This window comes from Plantactinospora sp. B6F1, assembly GCF_040120695.1.
In the GTDB taxonomy this organism is placed as follows: Bacteria; Actinomycetota; Actinomycetes; order Mycobacteriales; family Micromonosporaceae; genus Plantactinospora.
This window is the reverse complement of sequence record NZ_JBEEAC010000009.1, coordinates 12668-35340: the sequence shown is the minus strand read 5'-3', so window position 1 is coordinate 35340 and position 22673 is coordinate 12668. Positions and strand designations below refer to the sequence as shown.

Genomic DNA, 22673 nt, shown 5'->3' with positions numbered 1-22673 from the left:
TCCTTTCACGGGTGCGTGACGCCGATCACGGGTACGTGACGCCGAGTTGCGCGCGGATGTCGTCGAGCAGGCCCATCACCTGCAGGGTCGCGGCGTGCGGCACCAGCGGGCTCTCCGGCAGCCCGGCGGCGAGGCAGCGCTGCACCTCGGCCGCCTCGTGCTGGTAGCCCGAGCCGGTCAGGTCGACCGGCAGCGGTTCCGGGTCGGCGCCGTCCCGGAACAGGGTGACCTGGCCGGGCCGGTAGAACGGCGGTGCCAGCTCGATCCGGCCGGTCCGCCCGGTGATCACCGCCGCCACCCGGGTGGCGCCGATCATGCCGCAGCCGAGCGTGGCGACCGCGCCGGAGTCGTAGCCGAGGATGATCCCGGTGTTCTCGTCGACGCCCTCCGGGCTGATCTTCGCCCAGGAGCGGACGTGGTCGGGCACGCCGAGCAGCAGGTGCGCCAGGCTGATCGGATAGATCCCGAGGTCCAGCAGGGCGCCGCCGCCGAGCGCCCGGGCCCGCATCCGGTGCTCGGGCGGGAACGGCCCGCCGACCCCGAAGTCCGCCTGCACGCCGGTCACCTCGCCGATCGCGCCGTCGGCGATCAGCTCCAGGATCCGGAGTACGACCGGATTGCACCGCATCCACATCGCCTCCATCAGGAAGCGCCGGTTGGCGGTGGCGGTGTCGACGAGTCGCTGGGCGGCTGCCCGGTCCAGGGTGATCGGCTTCTCGACCAGTACGGCCCGGCCGGCGTCGAGGCAGGTCATCGTGGCGTCGAAGTGTGCCGCGTGCGGGGTGGCGACGTACACCACGTCGAGGTCGTCGTCGGAGGCGAGTTCCTGCCACGACCCGTACGCCCGGGGGATGCCGTGCCGGTCGGCGAAGGCGCGGGCGGTCTCGACGGTACGGGAGCCGACGGCGACGACCTCGGCGTCCGGCAGCAGCCGGAGATCCTCGACGAAGGTGGCGGCGATGTAACCGGTGGCCAGGATGCCCCAACGTGTCCTGCCGTCGGGGCTGGGCTGCTGCGCCATGGAACCTCTTCAGGTGTGGGCCGGCGGGTACGTCCGGCGGTCAACGGCCGGGGGAGGAAGCTTCACGCTTGGGTTGACCCGGTTCTACGGACAGGATCGATAGTTGATCTCACGCTACCGTGGACGTGATCTGCCGGAATAGGCGGTCGTCGCGTTGGTACCCCGCCGCCGCCAAATTGCCTCATCACCGGCAACCTGCCTTGCCTCATCACCGGCAACCTGCGGCCCTCCCTGGAAATGGTGGCCGAGGTAAGAAACGGCGTGCGCGAGACATTTCCTGGTGACGGACGAACTCCGACAGGGAGGCTGAAGCCAGTGCCAGCACCTTCACCGGAAGATCAATTTACCTCTCTGTATCAAGAGCACTACCGGCAGGTGTATGCGTATGCCGTCACGCGCGTCGGTCGCCGGCTGGCCGACGAGGTTGTCGCCGAGACGTTCCTGGTGGCGTGGCGGCGGCTGCCGGCACTGCCGAAGGCAGCGCCCCTACCGTGGCTGCTTGCCGTCGCCCGCAACGTCGTAGGTGAGCGCTACCGCGCGGAGGAACGACAGCAGGCTGTCGCTGCCGAAATGCGCGCGTGGATCACCGAAGCGGAGGTGTCCGTCGCCGACGTGGCAGACGGCGTCGCCGAGCGGGCCGGGGTGCTCACCGCACTGGCCCAATTGTCCGACGACGACCGCGAACTGTTGACGCTGGTCGCCTGGCACGGGCTGTCGCCAGGTCGCGCGGCTCGGGTTCTCGGTTGTTCCACGGCGACGTACTACGTGCGCCTGCATCGCGCCCGACGTCGCTTGAGGAACGCCCTGGCTGCCGCCGCCGAAGTGGAGTTGCCTCGCCCCACCACCACGCTGATCCCGAAGGAGTCGACCCGATGAGCCGATCAACGGATGTCATGAACGTGCTTGCGAAGGCCCGGCCGGCACGACTGAACGCACCGGGCAACCGAGGCGAGCTTGCCGGCATCGTGGCCAACGCTGTGGCCGCCGAAGGGCCCGCCACGCTCAACCAGGTGGCCGACGCCGCGGCCGCCGAAGGGCCCGCCACGCTCGGCCAGGTCCGTAGGCCCGGGCCGCGTCGGATGGCTCTCGTCGGCGCGGTGGGGGCGATCGCGGCAGCAGCCGTCGTCGTGGCCGTCGCCGGACCAAACGGCGCGCCCGACAGCGCACCCGAAGCCGCATCGGGCGTCGCGTCGTCCGCCCTGGACGCGCCGATGGACTACAAGCGGTTGTTGCTCGTGGCAGCCGAACGCAGCGACAAGGCCCCGCGGGCCAGCGGACGCTATCTGACCGTGCAAACGGAGCGCGGGTACGCACAACCGGTCGAGACCGCCGAGGGCACGTACGTCATGTTCGAGAGATACGGTGACCAGTATTGGCTGGCCCGCTCCAGCGCTGACAGCAGTTGGGCAATTTCGCAGGAGCTCGGCGCCAAGCCCGCCACACCCACCGATGAGGCCCGCTGGCGCCGCAACGGTTCCCCGGCCGTCATGAGGGTCACCAAGCCGAAGCCGTCCGAGCTGAAGATCGCCCAGGGCGAGGTCGAGCGCTGGAAGGTCGACCCGGACAAGCAGTTCGCGCTCGGCGACCTGAACGTGTCGCAGGCGGAACTCGACGCGCTGCCGACCGACCCGGCCGCCCTCCGCAGCGTGCTGCTCAGCCGGTTCACCGGAGAGAACGTCGACATGCCCCGTGACCTCGACCAGTGGCTGTTCACCGTCGCCTCCGCCGTGGTGTTCGGCCTGCCGGTCAGCAACCAGGTCCGCGCCGCCGGATACCGCCTGCTCGCTACCGTGCCAGGGGTGCGGGGGCTGGGAGTGGTGCATGACGTTCGTGGCCGGCGTGGGCAGGCAATCGCTTACGACCGCGGGCAGGTCACCCCAGGGAAGGGCCTTGAGGTACGGCTGATCTTCGACCCGGAGACCGGACGACCCCTGGCCGAGGAGACCCGCGTGGTGGAGCCGCAGGGCGAATTCTCGTGGATGGCGCCGGGGTCGCTCTCCTCGTATTCCCTGGTACTGGCAGCGGGAGCCACCAACGACAGTCCGCCGGTTGACGACGCCAGGGACTGACCCTCTGCGGCACCCGGCCGGTGGCGCGGCACAGCAGCGCCGCCGGCCGGGTGCCGCCCGGCGAGCCGATGGCGGGTCCTAGCCATGACCCTGGTGCGATGATCGTGTCCCGAAGGAGAAAGCACGATGTCTGGTCCGACGGAGATGCCGACCGAGGAGTTCAGTCGGATCCCACCGGCACCGTCGGCACGGTCGGCACCAGCGCCGCCGGGCCGCCGGAGCCGGTGGCGCCCGCCGTGGCTGCTGGTGGGCCTGCTGGCGCTGCTGCTGTTCGTCGGCGGCGCCGTGTACGCCGTCGCGCCGCTGTGGCACCCGCTGCCCGCCCCGGCGGTCGAGCTGACCCTGCCCCGGGCGATGGCCATCCCGGGTAAGGCACCGCGGCTGCCCTGGCCGCGCGCCGGTCAGGCGATGGTCTCGGTCGAGGGACTTGGCACGCTCGGTACGTCCGGCGGATCGAAGCCGATGCCGATCGGAAGCGTGGCGAAGGTGATGACCGCCTACGTCATCCTCACCGAGTATCCACTCGCCGTCGGCGAGCCAGGACCGGAGCTGACGGTCAGCGCCGAGCAGGCCGCGGCGTACCCGGCGGAGCTGGCGCGCGGCGAGTCGCTGGTCGAGGTGCGGGCCGGTGAGGTGATCACGGAGCGGCAGGCGCTGCAGGCGGTGCTGCTGCCGTCGGCGAACAACATGGCGCGCATCCTGGCCGCCTGGGACTCCGGCAGTGTGGCCGCGTTCGTCGAGAAGATGAACGCGACCGCAGCCCGGCTGGGCATGTCGCGCACCCACTACACGGATCCGTCCGGCCTCGATCCCGGCACCGTGAGCACGGCTCGGGACCAGGTGGTCCTGGCCGGCGAGGCGATGGCGTTGCCGGCGTTCGCGGAGATCGTCAAGCAGGAGCGGGCGACCCTGCCGGTGGCCGGTGTCGTGCGGAACTACAACGAGTTGGTCGGCCGCGACGGCGTGGTGGGGATCAAGACCGGTTCCACCGACGAGGCCGGCGGCTGCCTCGTCTTCGCGGCGGTGGTCGACGTCGGCGGCCGGAAGCTCACCGTTGTCGGTGCCGTACTGGGCCAACCTGGCGCCAACACCCCGATCCAGCTGGACCGGGTGTTCGCGGTGACCCGGTCGCTGCTGCGGTCGACGGCGGCCGCGCTCGACGTCCACACGCTGGTCGAGGCCGGCGAGCAGGTCGCCACCGTACGCGGTCCGCTGGGCACCGGCACCACCATCAACGCCGTCGAGAAGGTCGAGGTGGTCGGCTGGCCGGGCCTCAAGGTGCGGCTCGACGCCCAGATCCCGGCCGTGCCGTCGCGGATCGCGGCCGGCACCGAACATGGGCGAGTCACTTTCCGCGCCGGTGGCGGCGAGCCGGTCGGCTCGGCGCTGCGCACCGGCGTCGATCTGGAACCGCCGAGTACCTGGGAGCGCATCCGCCACCACCGCTGACCCTCCCGGCACGCACGATCCTGGTGCCGGGGCCGGGCACTACGCTCGCTGCATGACCAGCTTTGCCGTCCCGGAGTCGATCGCCGCGCACGCCCGCCGGTTCTACGTCGAGGGCGGGACGCCGGTGCCACCCCGGCCGGCCGCGACCGTGCTGCTGCTCCGGCCGGACGAGTCCGGTCGGTCGGGCTTCGAGGTGTACGTGATCCGTCGCGCCGCCAGCATGACCTTCGGCGGCATGTACGCCTTCCCGGGCGGCAGCGTCGACCCGGGCGACTCGGAGGTCCGGCTCGACTGGAGCGGGCCGGATGCGGCCGGTTGGGGCGACCGGCTCGGCCTGGCCCCCGGGGCGGCCCAGGCGGTGGTCTGCGCGGCGGCCCGGGAGGTCTTCGAGGAGGCGGGCGTACTGCTCGCCGGGCCGGACCACGGCACCGTGGTCGGCGACGTCAGCGGCGACGAGTGGGAGCGGGCCCGGCAGGCGCTGGTGAACCGGCATACCCGCTTCGCCGACCTGCTCCGGGACTGCCGGCTCACGCTCCGCTCCGACCTGCTGCTGCCGTGGAGCCGCTGGGTCACCCCGGAGTTTGAGCCGCGCCGCTTCGACACGTACTTCTTCGTGGCGCTGCTGCCGGCGGGGCAGCGGCCCCGGGACGTCTCCGGAGAGGCCGACCGGACCACCTGGATCCGACCGGCGGACGCGTTGGCCCGGGTGGCGGCGGGGGAGATGTCGATGCTGCCGCCCACCCTGGTCACCCTGACCGAGCTCGGCGCCTGCCCGGATCTGGCCGGGGTCCCGGTGGCCGCCGCCGCCCGCACCCCGGCCACTCCGGTGATGCCTCGGTTGGCGGAGACCGAGGATGGCACCCCGCACTTCGTGCTGGATCAGACCTGATCGATCGCGGGTCAGCCGAAGCGGCCGGTGATGTAGTCCTCGGTCTTCTGCACGCTCGGGTTGCTGAAGATCTTCTGGGTGTCGTCGTACTCGACGAGCCGGCCCGGGTCGCCGGTGCGCTCGATGGAGAAGAAGGCCGTCCGGTCCGAGACCCGGGCCGCCTGCTGCATGTTGTGCGTCACGATGATGATCGTGTAGCGGTCCTTCAGCTTGAACATCAGGTCCTCGATCGCCAGCGTGGAGATCGGGTCCAGCGCCGAGCAGGGTTCGTCCATCAGCACCACCTGCGGCTCGACCGCGATGGTCCGGGCGATGCAGAGCCGCTGCTGCTGCCCGCCGGAGAGCCCCGCGCCGGGTTTGCCGAGCCGGTCCTTCACCTCGTCCCAGAGGTTCGCCGCGCGCAGCGCCCGTTCGGCCGCCTCGGCCAGGACCGACTTCTTCCGTACGCCGTTGAGCCGCAGCCCGGCGACCACGTTGTCGAAGATCGACATGGTGGGGAACGGGTTGGGGCGCTGGAAGACCATCCCGATCATCCGGCGGACCGCGGTCACGTCCACGTCCCGCTCGTAGATGTCCTGGTCGTCGAGGGCGAGCCTGCCGTCGACCCGGGCACCGGGCAGCACCTCGTGCATCCGGTTGATGGTGCGCAGGAAGGTCGACTTGCCGCAGCCCGAGGGGCCGATCAGCGCGGTGACGGTCTTCGGCTCGACGGTGAGGTCGATCTCCTCGATCGCCTTGAACGAGCCGTAGTACGCGGTGACGCCGGTCGCGTCGATTCGCTTGGCCATGATCATTCCTTCGGGTCAGCGGCCGAACCGGTTGCGGCGGGCCAACAACTTCGCCGCGATCATCAGGATCAGCACGAGTGCGACGAGGGTGAGTGCGGCGGCCCAGGCGCGGGCCGGCGCGTACCGGGAGGCGTCCCCGGCCTGCTGGTAGACGAAGAGCGCCAGTGACGACTGGTTGTTCTCGAACGGGTTGAAGTTGATCGAGGCGCCGCCGCCGGCGACCAGCAGCACCGGCGCGGTCTCCCCGGCGGCCCGGGCGACCGCGAGCATGACGCCGGTGACGATCCCGGGCAGCGCGGTGGGGAGCACGATCCGCAGGATCGTCTTCCACTTCGGAATGCCGAGCGCGTACGCCCCCTCGCGCAGCGGCGCCGGCACCAGCCGGAGCATCTCCTCGGTGGACCGGACGACGGTGGGCAGCATCAGCACGCTCAACGCCAGCGAGGCGGCGAAGCCGGAGTAGCCCGGCCGCCCGTCGTTGAAGTACGGCGAGACGATCAGGATCCAGAAGGCCAGTACGAAGAGACCGGCGACGATCGACGGGATGCCGGTCATCACGTCCACGAAGAACCGGATGGTGAGGGCGAACCGCCCCCGGCCGTACTCGACGACGTAGACGGCGCAGGCGATGCCGAGCGGCACGGTGATCAGGGTGGCGATGCCGACCTGTTCCAGCGTGCCCACGATGGCGTGGTACGCCCCGCCGTTCGGGTCCCGGGCCCCGATGTTGTTCATCGAGGTGCCGAAGAAGTCGGCGTCCAGCCGCTGCATCCCCTTGCTGACCAGCGTCCAGCTGACCGAGGCGAGCGGCAGCAGGGCGAGGACGCAGGCGGAGTGGATCAGCGCGCTCCAGGTGCGGTTGCGCGCCTGCCGCCGTCCCTCCACCGCGTGGCTGGCGAGGAAGAGGCCGACCAGGTAGAAGACCACCGCGAGGACGACGGTCAGGGTGGCGCCGCCGCTGATCCCGGCGCCGTGGACCAGCGCGGCGGCGAGCGCCAGGGCGGCCGCCGCGATGCCGAGGACCGCCACGGCCGGCAGTTTCCGGGTACGCAGTCGCGGGCTCTGCCCCGGCGCGGCCGAGGGCGGGGCCGGGGTGAGGGTTGTGGTCATGCCGCGGCCTCCGTGAACTCCCGGCGCCGGTGGATGATCGCCCGCGCGGTGATGTTGACGATCAGCGTGATCGAGAAGAGCACCAGGCCGGAGGCGATCAGCGCGCCCCGGCCGACGTCGTTGGCCTCGCCGAACGCGTTGGCGATGTTGGCGGCGACGGTGTTGCCGCCGTTTTCGATGATGTTGAACGAGATGCTCGACACGATGCCGAGGGTCATCGCCAGGGCGATCGTCTCGCCGAGCGCCCGGCCCAAACCGAGCATCGTGGCGCCGATGATGCCGGGGCGGCCGTACGGCAGCACCGCCATCCGGATCATCTCCCACTTGGTGGCGCCGAGCGCCAGCGCGGCCTCCTCGTTGGCGGTCGGGGTCTGCCGGAACACCTCGCGGGAGAGCGAGGTGATGATCGGCAGCACCATGATGGCCAGCACCAGGGAGCCGAGCAGGATCGACCGGCCGAACGGCCCGTCCCCGCCGAAGATCGGAATCCAGCCGAAGTACCTGTTCAGCCAGACCGAGAACTCCCGCACCGGGCCGTAGAAGTAGTCCCGGCCCCAGAGCCCGAAGACCACACTCGGCACCGCTGCCAGCAGGTCGACCAGGAAGCCGAGCGCGGTGCCGATCCGGCGGGGCGCGTAGTGCGACAGGTAGAGCGCGATGCCCAGCGCCACAGGTACGGCCAGCAGCAGCGCCAGCACCGAGGTGAGTACGGTGCCGAAGGCGAGCGCGCCGATGCCGAACCTCGGCTGCGCCTCGTTGGGGAACCAGCCCTCGAAGGTGAGGAAGCTGGCGGTGTTGGCGCGCAGCGCCGGTACCGCCTCGGCGATCAGGAAGACCGCGATCGCCACGATGATGACCAGCACCATCGTGCCGGCGGCCATGGTGAACCCCTGGAAGAGCCGCTCGGCGCCGAAGGCCCGCCGCCGGGGCAGCGCGCCACCGCCGCCTAGGGCCGGCCCGCCACCGTCCAGGCCGGCACCGCTACCGCTGCCGGCACCGCTACCGCTGCCGCCACCACCGCTACCGCCGCCGCCACCGCCGCCGGGCTGGCCGGCTCCGGGCGGAGCGGGGTGCGCGGGTGTCACTGGTACGTCGACCGACAGCGCGGCACCGGCGGACCCGGCGTGACCGATGGTCACCCGACGTCCGCCGGTGCCGGCGTTGGCCGAGCGGTCTGGGGTGTCGCCCATCTGCTCGCTCGCTCCGTTGACGAAGTAGTGAGGATGATCTGGTGGCGGATCAGGCGAGAGCCCGGACGGCCGCCTCGACCTTGCCGCGGACCGACTCCGGCAACGGGGCGTAGCCCAGCTCGGTCAGCTCGGCCTGCCCCTCGGTGCTGGCGGCGTGGCCCAGGAAGCCCTTGACCAGCGCCAGCTTGTCGGCGGCGAGGCCCTTGGAGCAGACGATCTCGTAGGTCACCAGGACGATCGGGTACGCGCCGGGCTCCCTGGTGTTGAAGTCGATCGACATCTTCAGGTCGTCGCCCTCGCCGGTGACCTGCGCACCGGCGATGGTCTTACCGGCCGACTCCGGGGTCAGTTCGGCGAACTCGCCGGCGCCATTGCCGATCTTGGCCATCTTCAGGCCGCCGTTCTCGGCGTACGACATCTCGACGTAGCTGATGCTGCCCTCGGCCTGCTTGACCGCGCTGGCCACCCCGTCGGACTTGGCCGCACCGGTGCCGCCCGGCGCCTTCCAGGCCTTGCCCTTGCCGAAGGTCCAGTCGGCCCCGGCGGTCCTGGTCAGGAAGTCGGTGAAGTTGTCGGTGGTGCCCGACTCGTCCGAGCGGTGCACGGTCTGGATCGTCGCCGACGGCAGGGTCGCGCTCGGGTTGTCGGCCTTGATCGCGGCGTCGTCCCACTTGGTGATCTTGCCGGCGAAGATCTTCGCGAGGGTGGCCGGCTTGAGCTGGAGGTCGTCCAGGCCGCTGACGTTGTAGACCACCGCGACCGGACCGATCACCATCGGCAGGTGGATCGCCGCGCCGCCGGGGCACTTGGCGTCGGCCTTCGGCTGCTCGTCGTCCTTCAGCGACGAGTCCGAGCCGGCGAAGTCCGCCGTACCGGCGATGAAGGCCTGGATGCCCGCGCCGGAACCGCTCGGCTCGTAGTTGATGGTCGAGCCGGTGCACTTCTGCTGGTACGCCTTGCGCCACTCGTCGACCGCGTTCTTCTGCGCCGACGAACCCTGGGCGTTGATCGTGCCCGTGGCGCAGTCGGTCGCCGGGGTGGAGCCGGCGGCCGATGCCTCGGTGGGCTCGTTGTTGTCCGAGCCGCAGGCGCTGACTGCCAGTGCCGTGGCCAGAGCGAGGCAGGCAATGGTGCCGTGCCGCTGGAGCTTCACCTGAAAGGTTCCCTTCACCTTGTACGAAGCAAGCCCGGGACGCGTCCCCGGGAGCCGACTGGTGATCGGCTAGTAGGGAAGTTAGGAGCGCCAGGTAGCCGGCTCGCCGGTCGTGGGTGAACTCAGGGTGAACAGGGGGAACCGGCTGGGTGGCCGGATCCTGAGGGCGAGATGTCCGTTTCGTGAACCGTGCGCCGGTGCGCGCGGTGGGACCGGGCCGTCAGTGCGCCTCGGACCCGTCCCCGGTCATCCTGTCCGCCGGTGACCACCGGTACCGCACGTGCCGTACCCAGTTCGCGAAGCCGAGCCGGGTGTAGAGCGCCATCGCACCGGTGTTGGACTCGTCGACGTAGAGCATCACCCGGGTCAGTCCCCGGTCGCGCAGGTGGTGCAGGCCGGCGAGGGTGAGCGCCCGGCCGAGCCCGAGCCCGTGGCTGTCCGGGTCGACACCGACCACGTACACCTCGCCGATCGGCGCGGACCCCGCAGCCGGGCCGGTCGGCGCGGACCCCGCAGCCGGGCCGGACCGCTCGGGGGCGCCGTGTCCGTCGGCCCGGTTGCCGTGCCCCGCGATCCGGCCGTGCACCTTGGTCCAGTGGAAGCCGAGCAGCCGTCCCGACGACTCCTCGACGGCGAGCAGGAACCCGGCCGGGTCGAACCACGGCTCGGCGAGGCGCAGCCGCAGGTCGGTCCGGTCCCAGCGACCCTGCTCCGGGTGGCTGGCGAAGGCCCGCCCGTTGACCGCCAGCCACGCCTCGTCGTCGTCGCCCGGCCGGAACGCGCGTAGCGAGACCCCGGCGGGCAGCTCGGGCTCGGGCAGCGGGTCCCGTAGCGAGCGGCGCAGTTGCCACAGCACCCGGGCCCGGTGCAGCCCCAGGTCGAGGGCGAGCGCGGCGGCCGACGGATGGTCGCTGTGCGCCCACAGCAGCAGCGCGCCGGTTCCGGGTACCCGTTGCAGCGCCGCCGTGACCAGCGCCCGGCCGATGCCCTGCCGGCGCCACATCGGGTGTACGACGAGTTCGGCGGAGACCTCGGCGGCCCCGTCCAGCGGCTCCAGGTACGCGTAGCCGACCACCGCCCCGGCCGGCCCCCGGACGATCAGGTGGCTGACGGTGCTCTCCCCGCCCTGCCGGAGTCGTAGCGTCACGTGCTCGGAGAGCGGGTCGGCGCCGTCGGCGGCGCCCGCCAGACCGGCCAGGGCGAGCACCGCCTCGACATCGTCCGGGGCGAGCCCGTCGAGGCTGGTCACCCGGGGGTCCGCCGGCTGCTCGACGATCATCTTCCCACCGTAGACCCCGCTCCGCCGGTGCCCGCCAGCCGGACGCTCAGGACCGCACGGGCGGTCCGGCCGGCTGTCCGGCTGGTGGTCTGGCTGGCTGTCCGGCTGGTGGTCCGGCCGGCTGTCCGGCCGGCTGGCCGGGCGAGGCCGGTGCCGGTGTACCGGCCGACGGTGACCCGCCCGGGGCGGTTCCGGCCGGCACCGGGCCGGGCGGCAGTGCGGCGAGGGCGTACGCCCGGGCGAGGTCGGGCAGCAGCCAGCGAAGTGCGACCACGGTGCCCTGCCGGTTGCCCCCGGCGTCGTGCAGCAGCACGATCGCCCCCGGTCCGATCCCGGCGTTCACCCGCGAGACGATGGCGCCGACGCCGGGGCGGGTCCAGTCCTGCGGGTCCACCGCCCAGTGCAGCGAGGTCATGCCCAACTGCTGGGCCACCGAGACCACCCGGGAGGTCCAGGCACCGCCGGGCTGCCGGAAGTACCCGATCCGCGCGTCGGGCACGGCGGCCCGGATCGCCTCGTTGGTGCGTTCCAGGTCGAACCGGATGCTGGCACTGGGCTGGCTGCCCAGCCGGGTGTCGTGCCGCCAGGAGTGGTTGCACAGGGTGTGCCCCTCGGCCACGATCGCCCGGACCAGTTCGGGGTGCTCCCGGGCGTTCTCACCGACCAGGCAGAAGGTGGCCTTGACGTGGTACTCGCGCAGTGCGGCAAGGGTCTGCGGGGTGTACCGGGGATCGGGGCCGTCGTCGAAGGTCAGCGCCACGTAGCGGGCGCCGGTGCTGATCCGGGCGCCGTACGGCCCGTCCTGCTCGGGCGGGAGCCGCGGCGGCTCGTCCCCCCGGTGCCGGTCCGGGTCGGCGGGCTGCCCGGTGCCGCCCGGTGCCGTAGTGGCCGTCGGAGCCGGAAGCGCCGGTCCCCCCGGGGGCGGCCCGCTGCGCTGCCCCGGGTCGGCCCGCCCCTCGACAGGTCCGCCGGCCGGGTCACCCGACCGCTGGTCCGGTTCGCCGTCCGGTTGGGGATCGGTCTGGTGCCGGGCCCGGTTCTCGGGCGCGGCCAGTGGCCCGCCGGGTCGGCCGAGGGTGTGGCCGAGCGCGTACGCACCGCCGAGTACCGCGACGGTGACCAGCGTGGCGACCGTGAGCATGTGGGTTCGGGACATGGCCGGCATCAGCGGACCGCCCCGCAAGGTGCTGCCCGTTCCGCGCCGACAACCACCGTCGAAACCGCTGTTGCCACCTCAGCCTCCTCCGGACCCTTCCGGTCAAGGCTACGTAGATATCGCCCGAATCATTATGTTTTCTCGTATTCGTTCCACGCCATCACCCGGACCGGCATGCCAACGGGCCACCGGTACACCAGCAGGCGCCGTACACCAGAAGGGCACCCGGCGGAACGGGTGGCCTTCGTGGTCGATCGAGGTCGGGGTGCTCTCCCGTCAGGCGGGCAGCGGCACGCTCTCCGACTCCGGCAGCTGCCGGGACGGCGGGGTGACGAACTTGTAGCCCACCTGCCGGACCGTGCCGATCATCGACTCGTACTCCGAGCCGAGCTTGGCCCGCAGTCGCCGTACGTGCACGTCGACGGTGCGGGTACCGCCGAAGTAGTCGTAGCCCCAGACCTCGCGGAGCAACTGGTCGCGGGTGAAGACCCGGCCGGGGTGCTGGGCGAGGAACTTGAGCAGCTCGAACTCCTTGTAGGTCAGGTCGAGTGGCCGGCCCTTGAGCTTGGCGGCGTACGTGTCGGGGTCGATGGACAGATCGCCGGCCCGGATCAGCCCGCCGGCCGCCGCGGTCGCGTTGCTGAGCCGGCCGACCGCCAGGCGCAGCCGGGCCTCCACCTCGGCCGGACCGGCGCTGGCCAGGATCACGTCGTCGACGCCCCAGTCCGCGTTCAGGGCGATGAGACCGGCCTCGGTCACCACCGCGACCAGCGGCACACCGAGCCCGGTGGCGTGCAGCATCCGGCAGGTCGCCCGGGCCTCGCTCAGTTCCGAGCGGGCGTCGACGAGTACGGCGTCCGGGCTGGGCCCGGAGACGAGGGTGCGGACGTCGCGCGGGGCGGTGCGCACCGAGTGGGGGAGCAGGTCGAGGGCGGGCAGCACAACGGACGGTTCGCCTGCGCGCGCGGTCACCAACAGCAGGATCTCCACACATCACCTCCGTCCCGGCGGGCATGCAGCGCCGCGCGGTGGCCAGCGGCGCTGGGGCCGGGGACTCCGGGGGACCGCTGGGAGATTGGGTGTCGTCCCGGCGTCACTGACGGGCAGGTAGGGACCAACCCTATCGGAACTTCCGCCGGACGCTCTCACATGTTCGGTTCATGGGCTGTGTGATCGGTCATTACCGGCATGTTTCCGGACCGGGTTCGATTCGGGGGCGCCGGGCCCGGCGCGTCGGGCGGTCGGTCTGGCACGATCGGGGCGTGTACCCCTCGACGCCACCGGAGACCGGCCGCGACTCCTGGCCGGAGACCGGCCGCGACTCCTGGCCGGAGAACCGCACCGGTCCGGCCGGCCCGCACCGCGCCCCCGACCCGCGCGGTCGCCCCGCCGGCCCTGACCCCCGCAGCCCTCTCGACGGCCCGCGCGGGCCGGAGGCCTCCCGGCACGGTGCCGGGGCCAGATCCGGCGACGGCCACCGGAGCGTCGACGGCCACCGCTCCGGCGACGGTGCCCGGGGCATCGACGGCCCGCGCCCGGACGGCGAGGTGGACGGGGATCTCGACGGCGAGGAGGAGTTGCCGCCGGTACCGGTCCGCCGGCTGCTCTCGGTGGCGATCGCCGGCTTCGCCGCGCTGCTCGGGGTCGGCCTGATCTTCGGGGCACAGACCGCCGGGCCCGGTGCCCGGCTGCCGTTCGCCGTGGTCGTCTTCGGGGTGCAGTTGCTCTTCGTCCTCGCCTGGACCATGGCGATGCGCCCGCCGGCCCTGCCGCTGGTCGGCGGGGTGGCGGTGGCGGTGGCGGTCGCCGCCGACGCCGCAGCCGTACTGCCGCAGATCGCCGCGCTCGCCCCGCTCGGGTACGTGGCGGCGGGCGGGTTCCTGCTCGGGGTGCTCGGCCAGCTCGTCCGGCGGGCCGACCGGGCCCGGGTTACCGAGTCGCTCGGCGCCACCCTGTTCATCGTGGTCGGCGTGGTGGCCTTCGGCACGCTGATCGTGCTCAGCCGGATCCCGAAGGGTACCCAGGCGATCTTCGTCTGCCTGACCGCGGCGGCGGTGGCACTGGCCGTCGCCCGGGCGACCGACGCGGTGCTGCCCTGGCCGAGGCTGGCCCCGCAGGTGCCGCGCGGCGCCGCCGGTGTGGTGATCGGGGCGATGCTCGGCACCCTCGCCGCCGGCATCCTCGGCAGCTATCTGGTGGCCTTCACGCCGACCAGCGGTGCCCTGGTCGGGCTGGTCGCGGCCGCCGCGGCGGCCCTGGCCGACCTCGCGGTGGGCTACGCCGAGGCGGGCCGGCTGATGGCCGGGGAGCCGCCGACGATGTGGGTCGCCCGGCACATGCAGGGACCGCTCGGCGGCTTCGCGCTGGCCGCACCGGCCGCGTACGCGATGAGCGTCTTCTTCCTCTGAGCACGGGCGGTTCCGCTGGGCGGTGGCGGGTGCCCGGGCTTCCCGCCGGCTGCCGGCGGCGTACCCCGGTGGTGGGAACCGGCGGCGTACCTCGGTGGTTGGAGATGTGCCCGTTCGGGTAGATAGTGGTCCGACGACGACGGCGGTGGCCGGGTGCGACGGCACCGGATCGGGGAGGCGGCGTGGCGGAGAGCTATCCGGCAGACGGCAGGGTGTACGCCGGACGGCCCCGCCGGCGCAGGGGGCGCCGGGCGCTCATCATCCTGGTCATCGTGCTCCTGGTGCTGGCCGGACTGCTGGTGGTGGCCGACCGGGTCGCCGCCGGAGTCGCCGAGCGGGTCGTCGCGGAGCAGATCGACCAGGAGATCTCCCGGCAGAACGTGCAGTCCGCCGCCCCCGAGGTGACGGTCGGCGGCTTCCCGTTCCTCACCCAGGTGCTCGAGGGCCGCTACGACTCGATCAGGGTGCTGCTCCGCGACGTACAGGGGCCGGTGCAGGGCACCGACGCGGCGGTGAAGGTGCCGGAGCTGACGGTCGACGCGCGGGACGTCACGGCGTCGTTGGACACGCTCCGCTCCGGCCAGGGCGAGGTCACCGCGAAGACGGTTCGGGGCACCGGCACCGTCAGCTACGACAGCGTGGTGGCGCTGATCGACCGGCCGGGGGTACAGCTGCGGGAGCAGGACGGCAAGCTCGGGGTGACCGCGCCGGTCCGGGTGCCGATCCTGGAGCAGGAGCTGACCGTGCAGGGCACCGCGAACGTGACCGTCGACGGCGACGACATCGTGATCACCTTCGACCGGCTCACCTCTGCCGACCTGCCGGACAATCCGGTGGTCCAGACCTTCGTCAACAACTTCGCCCGGCAGCTCTCGGTCCGGGTGCCGCTGCCGCCGCTGCCGTTCGCGCTGCGCCTGCACGAGGTACGGCCCCTGCCGGATGGATTGGCTGTCATCGCCAGTGCTCAGGATGTGGCGTTGAGCGAGGTTCGCTGATCCGGACTCCGGGTCGCATGATCCCGGATGGTGGTTGGTCCTGGGTAACGGGTCGGTTGCGCTGGTAGGCTCCCGATTCATGGGGACGCTCCTCACCAAACGGCGCGCGGTCGACCTGTGCCGCGTGGCCACCTGCCTGTGTCGCCCCGTCATCTGACGGCGGGGCTGTCCTGCGTTCCCTTCTGGTCCCACCTCACGCCCGGCAGCGGCGCCGTCGCACGTACCCGTGATCCGTCCTACCAATGGGTCCCGCGCGTGACATGCGACAACAACACCGGTCGATCTCCACGCGCAGGCTCACACACGTATCCTCACCAAGGAGTGATCTGATGAGTCGCGACACCGCACTCGTCTCGGCCGACTGGGCCGAGAAGAACCTCGACGCCCCCGGCGTGGTCTTCGTCGAGGTCGACGAGGACACCACCGCCTACGACGGCGGGCACATCGCCGGTGCGATCAAGCTCGACTGGAAGACCGACCTCCAGGACCCGGTACGCCGGGACTTCGTGAACAAGGCCCAGTTCGAGGCGCTGCTCTCCGAGCGCGGCATCTCCAACGACGACACCGTCGTGCTCTACGGCGGCAACAACAACTGGTTCGCCGCCTACGCGTACTGGTACTTCAAGCTCTACGGGCACCGCGACGTCAAGCTGCTCGACGGCGGTCGCAAGAAGTGGGAGCTGGACGCCCGCCCGCTCGTCACCGACCCGGTCTCCCGCCCCGCCACGCAATACATTGCGCAGGAGCCGGACCTGTCGATCCGGGCCTTCCGCGACGAGACGGTCGCCGCGATCGGCACCAAGAACCTGGTCGACGTCCGCTCCCCCGACGAGTACGCCGGCCGGCTGCTCGCCCCGGCCCACCTGCCGCAGGAGCAGGCGCAGCGGGGTGGGCACATCCCGACCGCGCTCAGCGTGCCGTGGTCGAAGGCGGCCAACGAGGACGGCACCTTCAAGTCCGACGACGAGCTGCGCAAGATCTACGGCGAGGCGGGGCTGGACGGCAGCCGGGACACCATCGCCTACTGCCGGATCGGCGAGCGCTCCTCGCACACCTGGTTCGTCCTCAAGGAGCTGCTCGGGCACCAGAACGTGAAGAACTACGACGGCTCCTGGACCGAGTACGGCTCGCTGGTCGGGGTGCCGGTGGCGCTCGGCGACGAGCCGGGGCAGGTGTGACGACCATGACCGCACCGATCGCCGCCGGCTGCGCGGCGCCCGACCAGGCGGCTCCGCTGCCGGCGGGCCTCGACCTGGAGAAGGAAACCGTGATCACCGGGATCGTCAGCGCCGCCAGCGGCGAGGTCGTCCCCGGGGCGTACGTCCGGCTGCTCGACGCCACCGGTGAGTTCACCGCCGAGGTGGTCACCTCGCCGGCCGGGCAGTTCCGGTTCTTCGCCGCACCGGGCACCTGGACGCTGCGGGCACTCTCCCGGCACGGCAACGGCGACCTCTCGGTCACCGCCGGCCGGGGCGTCAACGAGGTAGCGGTCACGGTCGCCTGATCCACCGCAGATTCCACGACGGAGTCCCGCCGATCGCATCTGATCGGCGGGACTCCGTCGTATCCGCCCGGGGTGCGTCTCGGCCACCCTCCGGGAGGCGGCGCCGGGATCGATCCGGGCAGCCGGGTCTACCGATGGGCGAAACCGGTCGGGGCGAGACGCTGGCGTATCCCCGGTGGACCAGACGCGGTTGAGCGATTGCTCAAACTCGACTATCCTGGCTTTTGAGCGGTCGCTCAAAAGCGTGCAACGGAGGTGTCGAGTTGGACGAGCCGGGGAGACGACCATCAAATCGACGGAGCGGCGCGAACTGGATCCTGGCCGGACTGATCACCGCGGGCGGCGCGATCGCCTTCGTGCTCACCGTGCGGACCGGGCGGGCCGACAGCGCCATGCTCTTCGTCGGGTTGCCGGTGCTGCTCGCCGCGGCGCTGGCGCTGACGCCGCCGCGGACCACTCACGGCCGGGTCTTCGTGGTCACCACCATCGTGCTGCTGCTGACTTCGGTGGCCCTGCATGAGGGCGCCATCTGTGTGGTGCTCGCCGCCCCCCTGGTGTACGCGGTCGTGCACGGCAGCACCGCACTGGTCTGCTGGCTCCACGAGTCGTCCTCGCGCACCTACGCCGTGCTGGTGTTGCCGCTGCTGCTGCTCGGCGGGGTCGAGGGCAGCGTCGACGGGCTGCGAATCGCGCCGGACCAGTCGGTCGAGGTGGTCCGGGTGGTCCCGGTCCCGGCCGGTGAACTCGCCGGCCGGCTGGCCGCCGGCCCACGACCGACCCCGGTCCGGTCCATTCCACTGCGGATGCTCGGCGTCCCGCTGCCCCAGCACGTCCACGGGACCGGGCTGGACGTCGGTGATCGGTGGGCGTTCGGCTACCACGGCACCTCACACGGCCCCGGCGGTCATCTTCTCGCCGAGGTCGACTCGGTGGCGCCGGACCGGATCGGCTTCCGGCTCGTCGAGGACACCTCGATCACCGCCAGGTGGCTGAGCTGGCAGCGGGCCGACATCCACTGGCGTACCGTCGACGCCGGTCACACCGAGGTACGGGTCACCGTCGCCTACCGGCGGGGTCTCGACCCCTCCTGGTACTTCGGGCCCCTCCAGGACGGGTTGGTACACGAGGGCGCCAGCCACCTGCTCGACATGCTCGACCTGCGATGACGCCACCGGCGGCAGCGCCAGCTTCGGCAGCGGTGGTGGTGGGATGAGCCTGACGGCGATCCGATACCTCTGCCTGCTGATACCCGTGGCGCTGACCATCGGCGCGGCCAGGCTGGAACGTGGCCGTGAGGCCCGGTTCGCCGCGCTGCTCGCCTTCGTCGCGGCGGCTGTCGGGATCGCGGCCCTGAACGAACTGGCCCGCCCTACCGGGTGGTACGCCTTCGCCCCGGTCGACGGCACGTTCCGGGGCATGCCGGTCGACCTGTGGCTCGGCTGGGCCCTGCTGTGGGGGCCGGTGCCGGTGCTGCTGCGCCGGGTGCTGCCGCTGCCGGTGGCGCTCGGCCTGCTCTGCTGGCTCGACGCGGTGGCGATGCCGCAGCTGCGCCCGCTGGTCCACCTCGGACCGTCCTGGCTGGTCGGCGAGGCCGTCGGCCTGCTCTGCGTGGCACTGCCCGCCCAGTTGCTCGGCCGGTGGAGCGCCGACCGGCGCCGGCTGCCCGCCCGGGTGCTGCTGCAACTGGGCACCTTCACCGTGCTGGTGCTGTGGCTGCTGCCGACCGTGGTGTTCGAGTTCGGCGACGGCTCGTGGAGTCGACTCGGTCGGCTGCCCGCGACCTGGCTGTTCGTGCTGGCCCAGCTTGGCCTGCTGCTGGCCGTACCGGCGCTGGCGGCGGTACGCGAGTTCGCGGTGCGTGGCGGCGGCACGCCGTACCCCTGGGACCCGCCACGCCGACTGGTCACCACCGGGCCGTACGGCTATGTCGGCAACCCGATGCAGATCAGCGTCGTCGGGCTGCTCCTGCTGCTGGCGGTGGCGACCGGCAGCGGCTGGCTCGCCGTCGCGGCGCTGGCCGGCGTGGCTTTCGGGGCCAGCGTGGCCGGCCCGCACGAGCGGCGGGACCTCGCCGACCGGTACGGGCCGGACTGGCACCGGTACCGGGCTCAGGTCCGCGACTGGTGGCCCCGGTGGCGGCCGTACCCGCCTGGCGGGCCGGCGGCGTCGCTCTGGCTCGACGGCGACTGCGGACCGTGCGCGGCCGTCGGCGCCTTCCTGGACCGGCGTGAACCTCGCCGGCTCCTCCTCCGGCCGGCAACCGAGCACGACCGCCCGCTGCGCCGAGCCCGGTACGCGGGCGGCGACGGGCACCCCGAACGAGGGGTGGCCGCCGTTGCCCGCGCACTGGACCATGTCACCCTGGGGTGGGCCTATCTGGGCTGGTCACTGCGGTTGCCGGGAGTGGCCTGGCTGGCGCAGCTGGTGACGGATGCGATGATCGCACCGCCACACCTGACCCGCCCGCGAGTCCAGGCCCGCCCGCCAGGCCATCCGGGTACCCGGCCCCGAGGAGCGGAATGTCCGACACCAAGCAGCGACTTCTGCACGGGACTCTCACCGCCATCGGCACGCACGGCATTGCCGGGATATCCGCCCGGACCATCGCCAGCGCCGCCGGGGTGAACCAGGCACTGGTCTTCTACCACTTCGGCAGCGTGGACGAACTGCTGGCGGCAGCCTGCACGGCCAACACTGCCGAACGGGTCGCGGTCTACTCCGCCCGGTTCGCCGAGGTACGCACGCTGCGCGAACTGCTCGACGTCGGCCGGGCGCTGCATGAGCAGGAGAAGGAGCTCGGACACGTCTCGGTCCTCGCCCAACTCCTGGCCGGCGCCCAGACCGATCAGCGGCTCGCCGAGTCGGTCGCGGCCGCCCTGAGAGTCTGGGTCGACGAGATCGAGTCGGTGCTCCGCCGGCTGCTCGTGGACTCCCCCTTCGTGGAGATCGCCGACGTCGGCGGGCTGGCCCGGGCGATCTCCGGTGCCTTCGTCGGCCTCGAACTCTACGAGGGGGTGGACCAGGCGGGGGCGAGCCAGGCGTTCGCCGCCCTCGAACAGCTCGCCCTGCTGGTCGACGTCGTCGACGACCTGGGCCCGGTACCCCGGCGGGCGCTGAAGGCCACGGTCGAGCACGCGGTCCGCCGTAGCCGTGAACCCTGACCCGGTCTGATCGAGCCTGCCGCCCGCGCCATGGTGGCCCGGCACCAGCGGGATGATCGGGTGGCGAAAGGGCTTGACCTTGACGCTACGTCAACCCTCCATGCTGGCTGCCATGAGCATCCCGCGAACAACCGACCGGGCCGACGGACCCGCGATCCAGGTGCAGGGCCTGGAGAAGTCTTACAAGGAGCTGCGCGTACTGCGCGGCGTCGATCTCGAGGTGGCCCGGGGCAGCATCTTCGCCCTGCTCGGCTCGAACGGGGCGGGCAAGACCACGCTGGTGAGGATCCTGGCCACGCTGCTGCGGGCCGACTCCGGGACCGCCCGGGTCAACGGTTTCGATGTCGCGGCGCAGCCCGCCGAGGTACGCGGTTCCTTCAGCCTCACCGGGCAGTTCGCGGCGGTCGACGGAATCCTCACCGGGCGGGAGAACCTCGTCCTGGTCGCCAGGCTGCGGCACCTCGACAACCCGGGCGCGATCGCGGACGACCTGCTGCGACGCTTCTCGCTGACCGAGGCGGGCGGCCGGCGGGTGGCGACGTACTCCGGGGGCATGCGCCGCCGCCTAGACATCGCGATGAGCCTCATCGGGAATCCGCCGGTCGTCTTCCTCGACGAGCCGACGACCGGGCTGGATCCGGAGGCGCGAATCGAGGTGTGGCAGGCCGTCAAGAAGCTCGCCGAGGGCGGTACGACGGTGCTGCTCACCACGCAGTATCTGGACGAGGCCGAGCAGTTGGCCGACCGGATCGCGATCCTGCACCACGGCCGGATCATCGTCGACGGCACCCTGGCCGAACTCAAGCAACTGCTGCCGCCCGCGAAGGTCGAGTACGTCGAGAAGCAGCCCTCCCTCGAAGAGGTCTTCCTCGCGGTCGTCGGCGACACCGTAGGGGGACAGCCATGACCGCGCACTTCCTCGCCGACACCGCCGTCCTGACCGGACGGACGATGCGGCACGTCACACGCAGCCTGGACACCATCATCACGACCGCGATCACACCGATCGCCATGATGCTGCTCTTCGTCTACGTCTTCGGCGGCGCGATCGACACCGGGTCGGTCTCGTACGTGAACTACATGCTTCCCGGCATCCTGCTCATCACCATCGCCTCGGGCATCTCCTACACGGCGTACCGGCTCTTCACCGACATGCAGGGCGGGATCTTCGAACGGTTCCAGTCCATGCCGATCGCCCGTTCGGGCGTGCTGTGGGCGCACGTGCTGACCTCGCTGCTCGCCAACATGATCTCGCTGGTCCTCGTCGTCGGTGTCGCCCTGCTGATGGGCTTCCGCTCGGGCGCCGACGTGCTGGCCTGGCTCGCGGTCGCGGGCATCCTCGTCCTGCTGACCCTGGCCCTGACCTGGATCGCCGTGATCCCCGGTCTCATCGCGAAGTCGATAGACGGCGCGACCGCGTTCTCCTATCCGCTCATATTCCTGCCCATCATCAGCTCGGCCTTCGTGCCCACCGACACCATGCCCGGCCCGGTGCGCGCCTTCGCCGAGCACCAGCCGGTGACCTCCATCGTCAACGCGATTCGCGGCCTCTTCACCGAGCAGCCGGTCGGCACCGACGTCTGGACCGCCCTCGCCTGGTGCGTCGGCATCCTCGTCGTGGCCTACGTCCTCGCGAACATCACCTACCGGCGCAGGATCTCCTGAGCCGGCGCCGACCGGCGTTGGGCGAGTTGAGGGCAGGATGAGAGCATGCTGACGATCAGCCAACTGGCGGCGTACGCCGGCGTGACGGTGCGGGCGGTGCGGCACTACCACCAGATCGGGCTGCTGCCCGAGCCGGCACGGGACGCTTCGGGTTACCGACGGTACGGCGCCATGGCTGTGGTCGCCCTCATCAAGATCCGTACCCTCGCCAACGCCGGCGTGCCGCTGTCCGAGATCGGTCAGATGCTCGAAGCCGACGCGTCGACCTTCGCCGAAGCCGTACAGAGGATCGACCACCAGCTACGCGACGAGATCGAACGGCTGGAGAACAGCCGCAAGCAGGTGGCGCAACTCGTCGCCGGGGACAGTCTGGTGCTTCCACCCGAGGTGATCGACTATCTTGATCGGCTTCGGGAGCTCGGGGTGTCGGAGCGGCTCGTGCGGGGTGAGCGGGACGGGTGGATCCTGGTCGGGGCTCACTCGCCCGATCGGATCCGCGGGTACATCTCCGGAAAACTCGCACAGCTCGACGACCCGCGGTACCTCCGGCTCTACCGGGTGCTGTCCGAGGTCATCGACAGCGACGCGGAGGACGACGATCCACGGCTGGCGGAGGCCGCCGACATCATGGCCGCCAGCCTGGCCGAGTACGTGGCCAACTCCGGCGAGGCGACGCAGGACGACCTGTCGTCGCAGCTGTTGGACGCACTCGCCCTGGAGACCGACCCGCGGGCGCAGCGGATGCTGGACCTGATGCGCGAGCGTGGTTGGGCCAGTTGGACCCGGCTGGAGCGGTTGGCGAAACCGCCCGACTGATGACTGATGCCGGTTCCGCC

General features: G+C 71.6%; 22 protein-coding genes and 1 pseudogene. 15 read left to right on the top strand and 8 right to left on the bottom strand.

All coding sequences use genetic code 11. The annotated features are described in order from the left end of the window. Positions 1–25: 25 nt before the first annotated feature. Positions 26–1021 carry a Gfo/Idh/MocA family protein gene (locus ABNF97_RS14400; protein ID WP_349338832.1) on the bottom strand — a complete coding sequence of 332 codons (996 nt, stop codon included), beginning with the start codon at positions 1019–1021 and terminating at the stop codon, positions 26–28. Positions 1022–1336: 315 nt separating this feature from the next. Here ABNF97_RS14400 and ABNF97_RS14395 point away from each other — a divergent pair, with 315 nt between their 5' ends. The 4 genes from ABNF97_RS14395 to ABNF97_RS14380 all read left to right on the top strand — a co-directional run bounded on the left by ABNF97_RS14395 (position 1337) and on the right by ABNF97_RS14380 (position 5428). Beyond that, entirely contained in the window at positions 1337–1897 is a 561-nt protein-coding gene (locus tag ABNF97_RS14395) for an RNA polymerase sigma factor (protein ID WP_349338831.1), read from the top strand. Beyond that, the gene (locus tag ABNF97_RS14390) at positions 1894–3090 is read left to right on the top strand and encodes a CU044_5270 family protein (protein WP_349338830.1); all 1197 of its coding nucleotides are present in this window, start codon (positions 1894–1896) and stop codon (positions 3088–3090) included. Before ABNF97_RS14395 ends, ABNF97_RS14390 begins: the two co-directional genes overlap by 4 nt. 126 nt (positions 3091–3216) lie before the next feature. Continuing rightward, entirely contained in the window at positions 3217–4539 is a 1323-nt protein-coding gene (locus tag ABNF97_RS14385) for a D-alanyl-D-alanine carboxypeptidase family protein (RefSeq protein ID WP_349338829.1), read from the top strand. 52 nt (positions 4540–4591) lie between these two features. Beyond that, positions 4592–5428, top strand: coding sequence for an NUDIX hydrolase (locus ABNF97_RS14380; protein ID WP_130465250.1), 837 nt, complete (start codon positions 4592–4594; stop codon positions 5426–5428). Between the two features lie 11 nt (positions 5429–5439). Here ABNF97_RS14380 and pstB read toward each other — a convergent pair whose 3' ends face one another. The 7 genes and pseudogenes from pstB to ABNF97_RS14345 all read right to left on the bottom strand — a co-directional run bounded on the left by pstB (position 5440) and on the right by ABNF97_RS14345 (position 13094). Next, positions 5440–6216, bottom strand: coding sequence for a phosphate ABC transporter ATP-binding protein PstB (pstB, locus tag ABNF97_RS14375; RefSeq protein WP_349338828.1), 777 nt, complete (start codon positions 6214–6216; stop codon positions 5440–5442). A gap of 15 nt (positions 6217–6231) precedes the next feature. Next, positions 6232–7326 carry a phosphate ABC transporter permease PstA gene (gene pstA, locus ABNF97_RS14370; protein ID WP_349338827.1) on the bottom strand — a complete coding sequence of 365 codons (1095 nt, stop codon included), beginning with the start codon at positions 7324–7326 and terminating at the stop codon, positions 6232–6234. Next, positions 7323–8516, bottom strand: a complete 1194-nt coding sequence (pstC, locus tag ABNF97_RS14365) for a phosphate ABC transporter permease subunit PstC (protein ID WP_349338826.1) — start codon at positions 8514–8516, stop codon at positions 7323–7325. The genes pstA and pstC overlap by 4 nt, the downstream gene beginning before the upstream one ends. A 49-nt stretch (positions 8517–8565) precedes the next feature. Continuing rightward, complete coding sequence (gene pstS / locus ABNF97_RS14360; protein ID WP_349338825.1) at positions 8566–9669, bottom strand: phosphate ABC transporter substrate-binding protein PstS; 1104 nt, start codon at positions 9667–9669, stop codon at positions 8566–8568. A gap of 220 nt (positions 9670–9889) precedes the next feature. Beyond that, positions 9890–10948, bottom strand: coding sequence for a mycothiol synthase (gene mshD, locus ABNF97_RS14355; protein WP_130465246.1), 1059 nt, complete (start codon positions 10946–10948; stop codon positions 9890–9892). A 199-nt stretch (positions 10949–11147) separates the two neighbouring features. Next, positions 11148–12113, bottom strand: a pseudogene (locus tag ABNF97_RS14350) (polysaccharide deacetylase family protein); the annotation flags it as partial. Between the two features lie 267 nt (positions 12114–12380). Continuing rightward, positions 12381–13094, bottom strand: coding sequence for a winged helix-turn-helix domain-containing protein (locus ABNF97_RS14345; RefSeq protein ID WP_130465245.1), 714 nt, complete (start codon positions 13092–13094; stop codon positions 12381–12383). 272 nt (positions 13095–13366) lie between these two features. Between ABNF97_RS14345 and ABNF97_RS14340 the strand changes: the two genes are divergently transcribed. The 11 genes from ABNF97_RS14340 to ABNF97_RS14290 all read left to right on the top strand — a co-directional run bounded on the left by ABNF97_RS14340 (position 13367) and on the right by ABNF97_RS14290 (position 22653). Beyond that, positions 13367–14512 carry a collagen-like domain-containing protein gene (locus ABNF97_RS14340; protein ID WP_349338823.1) on the top strand — a complete coding sequence of 382 codons (1146 nt, stop codon included), beginning with the start codon at positions 13367–13369 and terminating at the stop codon, positions 14510–14512. Positions 14513–14694: 182 nt separating this feature from the next. Next, positions 14695–15507 carry an LmeA family phospholipid-binding protein gene (locus ABNF97_RS14335; RefSeq protein WP_349338822.1) on the top strand — a complete coding sequence of 271 codons (813 nt, stop codon included), beginning with the start codon at positions 14695–14697 and terminating at the stop codon, positions 15505–15507. A gap of 79 nt (positions 15508–15586) precedes the next feature. Further along, positions 15587–15664: an Ms5788A family Cys-rich leader peptide gene (locus ABNF97_RS14330; protein ID WP_311202345.1), complete on the top strand. Its 78-nt coding sequence runs from the start codon at positions 15587–15589 to the stop codon at positions 15662–15664. 172 nt (positions 15665–15836) lie between these two features. Further along, positions 15837–16685 carry a rhodanese-like domain-containing protein gene (locus ABNF97_RS14325; protein WP_130465242.1) on the top strand — a complete coding sequence of 283 codons (849 nt, stop codon included), beginning with the start codon at positions 15837–15839 and terminating at the stop codon, positions 16683–16685. A 5-nt stretch (positions 16686–16690) separates the two neighbouring features. Continuing rightward, positions 16691–17011, top strand: a complete 321-nt coding sequence (locus ABNF97_RS14320; protein ID WP_130465241.1) for a DUF1416 domain-containing protein — start codon at positions 16691–16693, stop codon at positions 17009–17011. 263 nt (positions 17012–17274) lie between these two features. Next, positions 17275–18177, top strand: coding sequence for a hypothetical protein (locus ABNF97_RS14315; RefSeq protein WP_349338821.1), 903 nt, complete (start codon positions 17275–17277; stop codon positions 18175–18177). A 49-nt stretch (positions 18178–18226) separates the two neighbouring features. Continuing rightward, positions 18227–19636, top strand: a complete 1410-nt coding sequence (locus tag ABNF97_RS14310; protein ID WP_349338934.1) for an isoprenylcysteine carboxylmethyltransferase family protein — start codon at positions 18227–18229, stop codon at positions 19634–19636. Further along, positions 19531–20172, top strand: coding sequence for a TetR/AcrR family transcriptional regulator (locus ABNF97_RS14305; protein ID WP_349338820.1), 642 nt, complete (start codon positions 19531–19533; stop codon positions 20170–20172). The genes ABNF97_RS14310 and ABNF97_RS14305 overlap by 106 nt, the downstream gene beginning before the upstream one ends. A gap of 112 nt (positions 20173–20284) precedes the next feature. Further along, entirely contained in the window at positions 20285–21079 is a 795-nt protein-coding gene (locus ABNF97_RS14300; protein ID WP_349338819.1) for an ABC transporter ATP-binding protein, read from the top strand. Then, positions 21076–21837 carry an ABC transporter permease gene (locus tag ABNF97_RS14295; protein ID WP_349338818.1) on the top strand — a complete coding sequence of 254 codons (762 nt, stop codon included), beginning with the start codon at positions 21076–21078 and terminating at the stop codon, positions 21835–21837. The genes ABNF97_RS14300 and ABNF97_RS14295 overlap by 4 nt, the downstream gene beginning before the upstream one ends. 45 nt (positions 21838–21882) lie before the next feature. Then, positions 21883–22653 (top strand): MerR family transcriptional regulator, encoded by a 771-nt coding sequence (locus ABNF97_RS14290; protein WP_349338817.1) that lies wholly within the window; start codon positions 21883–21885, stop codon positions 22651–22653. Positions 22654–22673: the final 20 nt, after the last annotated feature.